This window comes from Dialister sp. CAG:357 (genome assembly GCF_000435155.1).
Classification (GTDB): Bacteria; Bacillota; Negativicutes; order Veillonellales; family Dialisteraceae; genus Dialister; species Dialister hominis.
Genome location: NZ_FR896368.1, coordinates 1 through 3,808, shown reverse-complemented (window position 1 = coordinate 3,808; position 3,808 = coordinate 1). Strand labels below are relative to the sequence as shown.

At 46.9% G+C, this 3,808-nt stretch carries 7 protein-coding genes; all 7 read left to right on the top strand.

The window, feature by feature from the left end:
• Positions 1–222 precede the first annotated feature (222 nt).
• The 7 genes from rpmG to rplL all read left to right on the top strand — a co-directional run bounded on the left by rpmG (position 223) and on the right by rplL (position 3,696).
• Entirely contained in the window at positions 223–372 is a 150-nt protein-coding gene (rpmG, locus tag M3200_RS01260) for a 50S ribosomal protein L33 (RefSeq protein ID WP_008860352.1), read from the top strand.
• Between the two features lie 31 nt (positions 373–403).
• Positions 404–643 carry a preprotein translocase subunit SecE gene (gene secE, locus M3200_RS01255; protein WP_022381725.1) on the top strand — a complete coding sequence of 80 codons (240 nt, stop codon included), beginning with the start codon at positions 404–406 and terminating at the stop codon, positions 641–643.
• Between the two features lie 13 nt (positions 644–656).
• Positions 657–1,277, top strand: coding sequence for a transcription termination/antitermination protein NusG (gene nusG / locus M3200_RS01250; RefSeq protein WP_022381724.1), 621 nt, complete (start codon positions 657–659; stop codon positions 1,275–1,277).
• A gap of 104 nt (positions 1,278–1,381) precedes the next feature.
• Positions 1,382–1,807 carry a 50S ribosomal protein L11 gene (gene rplK, locus M3200_RS01245; RefSeq protein WP_022381723.1) on the top strand — a complete coding sequence of 142 codons (426 nt, stop codon included), beginning with the start codon at positions 1,382–1,384 and terminating at the stop codon, positions 1,805–1,807.
• Between the two features lie 53 nt (positions 1,808–1,860).
• Positions 1,861–2,568 carry a 50S ribosomal protein L1 gene (gene rplA / locus M3200_RS01240; RefSeq protein WP_022381722.1) on the top strand — a complete coding sequence of 236 codons (708 nt, stop codon included), beginning with the start codon at positions 1,861–1,863 and terminating at the stop codon, positions 2,566–2,568.
• Between the two features lie 167 nt (positions 2,569–2,735).
• The gene (gene rplJ / locus M3200_RS01235) at positions 2,736–3,284 is read left to right on the top strand and encodes a 50S ribosomal protein L10 (RefSeq protein WP_022381721.1); all 549 of its coding nucleotides are present in this window, start codon (positions 2,736–2,738) and stop codon (positions 3,282–3,284) included.
• 40 nt (positions 3,285–3,324) lie between these two features.
• Positions 3,325–3,696, top strand: coding sequence for a 50S ribosomal protein L7/L12 (gene rplL, locus M3200_RS01230; protein ID WP_022381720.1), 372 nt, complete (start codon positions 3,325–3,327; stop codon positions 3,694–3,696).
• Positions 3,697–3,808 lie beyond the last annotated feature (112 nt).

The following is a 3,808-nucleotide window of genomic DNA, read 5'->3' as shown; positions in this document are numbered from 1 at the left end:
GTTAAAGGTGTTCAATTTGAACTTGCAATTTTAGTTTTGTAAAAAAGACGATAAAAATCAAAAATAAAGAATTGTACTTTGTGAGGGGATGTGTTACAATAGTTTCGCTGGGATGGCCCGGCTTTTTTAAGTGCAGTATTGACTTACGTGAAAAGCGTGTGATATACTGTTTAAGCATGTTAATTGGCCGTGGGCCGAGAAAGATTGAGTGAGGTGTAAATAATGCGTGAAGGAATTACTCTTGCATGCACAGAATGCAAGCGCCGCAATTATCGTACGAACAAGAACAAGAAGAATACGACTGAACGTATCGAAATGATGAAGTACTGCAAATGGTGCCACAAACACACTCTTCATAAGGAAACGAAATAATTATTTCTTTCATTAGAACTGGGGTGTGAGTATGGCCAAGGCGAAGCGTCAAACATCGGCAGCGAAAGCACAGGAAGCCAATCAGTCCTGGACAAGGTTTTTCAAAGAAACCAAGATGGAAATGAAGAAGGTCATCTGGCCGACTAGAAAACAGATGATTCAGTATACCGTTGCCGTCATTGTGTCCGTGGTATTGGTATCCATTATGATCGTTGCAGTAGACTTCGTATTCATGGGCCTCTCCAAGTTATTAGTCAACGCTGTGGGCTGAAAGGAGAGAGACTATGCCGGATATCGAAGCTGAAGACAAGAATATTTCAAAAGAAGAACAACCGGAAGTCAGCGCGCCGACTGAAATCGGCAAACCTTCCGAAGGCTCCCAGAAAGACATCCGCTGGTATGTAATTCATACATACTCCGGATACGAGAATAAGGTCAAGGATACGCTGACCAGAAAAGTTCATTCCATGGGAATGGATGACACAATCCTTCAGATCCTTCTGCCACTTCAGGATGAAGAGGAAGAAAAGAATGGAGAGGTAAAGACTGTATCCCGCAAGGTTTTCCCTGGCTATCTTCTGATCCAGATGGAAGTCAATGACAGAAGCTGGTATGTCGTAAGAAACACGCCTGGTGTTACAGGTTTTGTCGGAACAGCCACGAAGCCGATTCCGCTCTCTGATGAAGAAGCAGAACGCATCATTAATGGCAACGGACAGAAGGCTCAGCCAACGACTGACGTCAAGACAGGGGACCGCATCCGTATCACCAAGGGACCTTTTGAAGATCGTACCGCAGTAGTGCTGGAAGTATCCGATGACAGGAGTAAAGTCAAAGCGGATATCAGCAACTTTGGCACGACGACTACTATCGAGCTCGAAGCGGGTTCATTCGATCTGCTTTGATCATAAGTTTGTGAGACTGTCTTGAACTAGGCTCGTCTCACAGTGGGAGGGCCCGTTACAGCCCGTAAGTACCACATTCCTAAAAGGATAAGGAGGTGTAACACATGGCAAAGAAAATTTCTAAAATTGTAAAACTGCAGGTACCGGCAGGTAAAGCTACCCCGGCTCCGCCAGTAGGCCCGGCCCTCGGCCAGGCAGGCGTTAACATCATGGCTTTCGTTAAAGACTTTAACGATCGTACTGCTAAGCAGGCAGGCCTGATTATCCCTGTAGAAATTACAGTATTTGAAGATAGAAGCTTTACATTCATTTGTAAGACTCCTCCGGCAGCAGTTCTTCTGAAGAAGGCAGCTGGTCTGGAAAAGGCTTCTGGTGAACCGAACAAGAAGAAAGTTGGCAAGGTCACCAAAGCTCAGGTTAAGGAAATCGCTGAAACAAAGATGCCTGACCTGAACGCAAATACAGTAGAAGCAGCAATGCGCCTTGTAGAAGGCACAGCCCGTTCTATGGGCATCGAAGTTGTAGACTAAGACTGACCCGTTAGTGGCAGGGGAAATCCCTTATGACCACAAAGGAGGAAACAATGGCAAAACTGACAAAGAAACAGAAAGCCGCAGCAGCCATCGTTGACAGTCATAAACTCTATGACATCGACGAAGCTGTGAAGCTTATAAAAGAAGCAGCATCCGCAAAATTCGACGAAACCGTTGAAGCTGCTTTCAACCTGAATATCAACCCGAAATATGCTGACCAGCAGCTCCGCGGCGCTACCGTACTTCCGGCAGGCACCGGCAAAACAAAGAAAGTCCTCGTGTTCGCAAAAGACCACAAGGAAGACGAAGCTAAGGCAGCAGGCGCAGACTATGTTGGCGGAAAAGAACTCGCTGACAAGATCCTGCAGGGATGGATGGACTTTGATGTCGTAGTAGCTACACCGGACATGATGGCTGTTGTTGGCCGTCTGGGCCGTGTACTCGGACCGAAAGGCCTCATGCCAAACCCGAAGGTTGGCACCGTAACCATGGACGTTACAAAAGCTGTCAACGAAATCAAAGGCGGCAAGGTACAGTATCGTACCGATAAAGCCGGCAACGTACAGGTTATCATCGGCAAGGTATCCTTCGACGAAGATAAACTGAAACAGAACCTGCTCGCTATTTTCAATACCATTCAGAAGGCTCGTCCAGCTTCTGTAAAAGGTAACTACATGAAGAGCCTGACCATCAGCTCCACCATGGGCCCGGGAATCCACCTGGACATCCAGGCTGTAGCTGCACCGAAAGCTCAATAAGTCTATTTACACTTAGCTTAAGACCGGCGGTAATTAATTTTTAATGGGCATATGCCCGCCTCCCGAGGCTGAGTACTGGAAACACCGGTACACGACCTCGCAGGCTTGCGGGGTCGTTTTAGCTAACGTGATAAATAATAAAAACACACTAGCAGAGGAGGTGTACTATGAGCGAAGAAAAGTATGAAGTTAACGTTCGTCCTGAAAAGGTTACCGTCGTTGAAGAAATGAAGGAAAAACTTGGTTACCAGGGCGTCGTACTTGTAACATTCAACAAACTCGACGTTAAGAACGCGACGCTGCTGCGCCGTAAGTTCCTGGCACACGGTGTTGAATACAAGGTCATTAAAAACACACTGACCCGCATCGCAGCTAACGATCTTGGAATCACAGGTCTCGATGATCTGCTTCAGGGCACGAACGGTCTTGCAGTTTGCAAGGACGATCCGGTAGCACCGGCAGCAGCACTGAAAGAATTCCTGGCTGAAACCAAGAGCGAAGCAGTCGTTGTAAAAGCTGGCCTTCTCGATGGCAAAGTCATCGATGCAAAAGGCGTTCAGGCTCTGGCAGATCTACCATCCAGAGAACAGCTGCTGGGTATGGTTGCAGCAACACTCCAGGCTCCTATCGCAGGACTGGCACGTGCACTCAACGCAAATATCCAGAAATTCGCATATGCTATCGAAGCAGTGCGTAAACAGAAAGAATCTGCGTAAGATCTACGCATAAATAAAACATTCCATGGAGGAAATTAAAATGACAAACGAAGAAATCCTTAACGCCATTAGCGAAATGTCCGTACTCGAACTTTCCGAACTCGTAAAAGCAATCGAAGACAAATTCGGTGTTTCCGCAGCAGCACCGGTAGCAGTTGCAGCAGCAGCTCCGGCAGCAGCAGCAGCAGCTGAAGAAGAAAAGACTGAATTCGACGTAATCCTGAAGGATGTCGGCGCTCAGAAGATCCAGGTTATCAAAGCAGTTCGTGAAATCACCGGACTCGGCCTGAAAGACGCTAAAGCTATCGTAGACGGCGCTCCGAAGGAAGTTAAGACTGGCGTAGCTAAAGCTGAAGCTGAAGAAATGAAGAAGAAGCTCGAAGAAGCTGGCGCAACAGTAGAAATGAAATAATTGTCTCTGACAATTACTTTATAGGGGAAGGCGGACTCTATCGGAGTTCGCCTTTTCTTGTTTCATGAAGGGAAGAAGGTGGCTTATAGGACATTTCGTGTTGTTTTTATAG

Excerpts from the sequence above, each read along its gene's own strand:
- rplJ (WP_022381721.1), top strand. The coding sequence starts at position 2,736 with ATGAGCGAAGAAAAGTATGAAGTTAACGTTCGTCCTGAAAAGGTTACC.
- rplA (WP_022381722.1), top strand. The coding sequence starts at position 1,861 with ATGGCAAAACTGACAAAGAAACAGAAAGCCGCAGCAGCCATCGTTGAC.
- secE (WP_022381725.1), top strand. The coding sequence starts at position 404 with ATGGCCAAGGCGAAGCGTCAAACATCGGCAGCGAAAGCACAGGAAGCC.
- nusG (WP_022381724.1), top strand. The coding sequence starts at position 657 with ATGCCGGATATCGAAGCTGAAGACAAGAATATTTCAAAAGAAGAACAA.
- rplK (WP_022381723.1), top strand. The coding sequence starts at position 1,382 with ATGGCAAAGAAAATTTCTAAAATTGTAAAACTGCAGGTACCGGCAGGT.
- rplL (WP_022381720.1), top strand. The coding sequence starts at position 3,325 with ATGACAAACGAAGAAATCCTTAACGCCATTAGCGAAATGTCCGTACTC.
- rpmG (WP_008860352.1), top strand. The coding sequence starts at position 223 with ATGCGTGAAGGAATTACTCTTGCATGCACAGAATGCAAGCGCCGCAAT.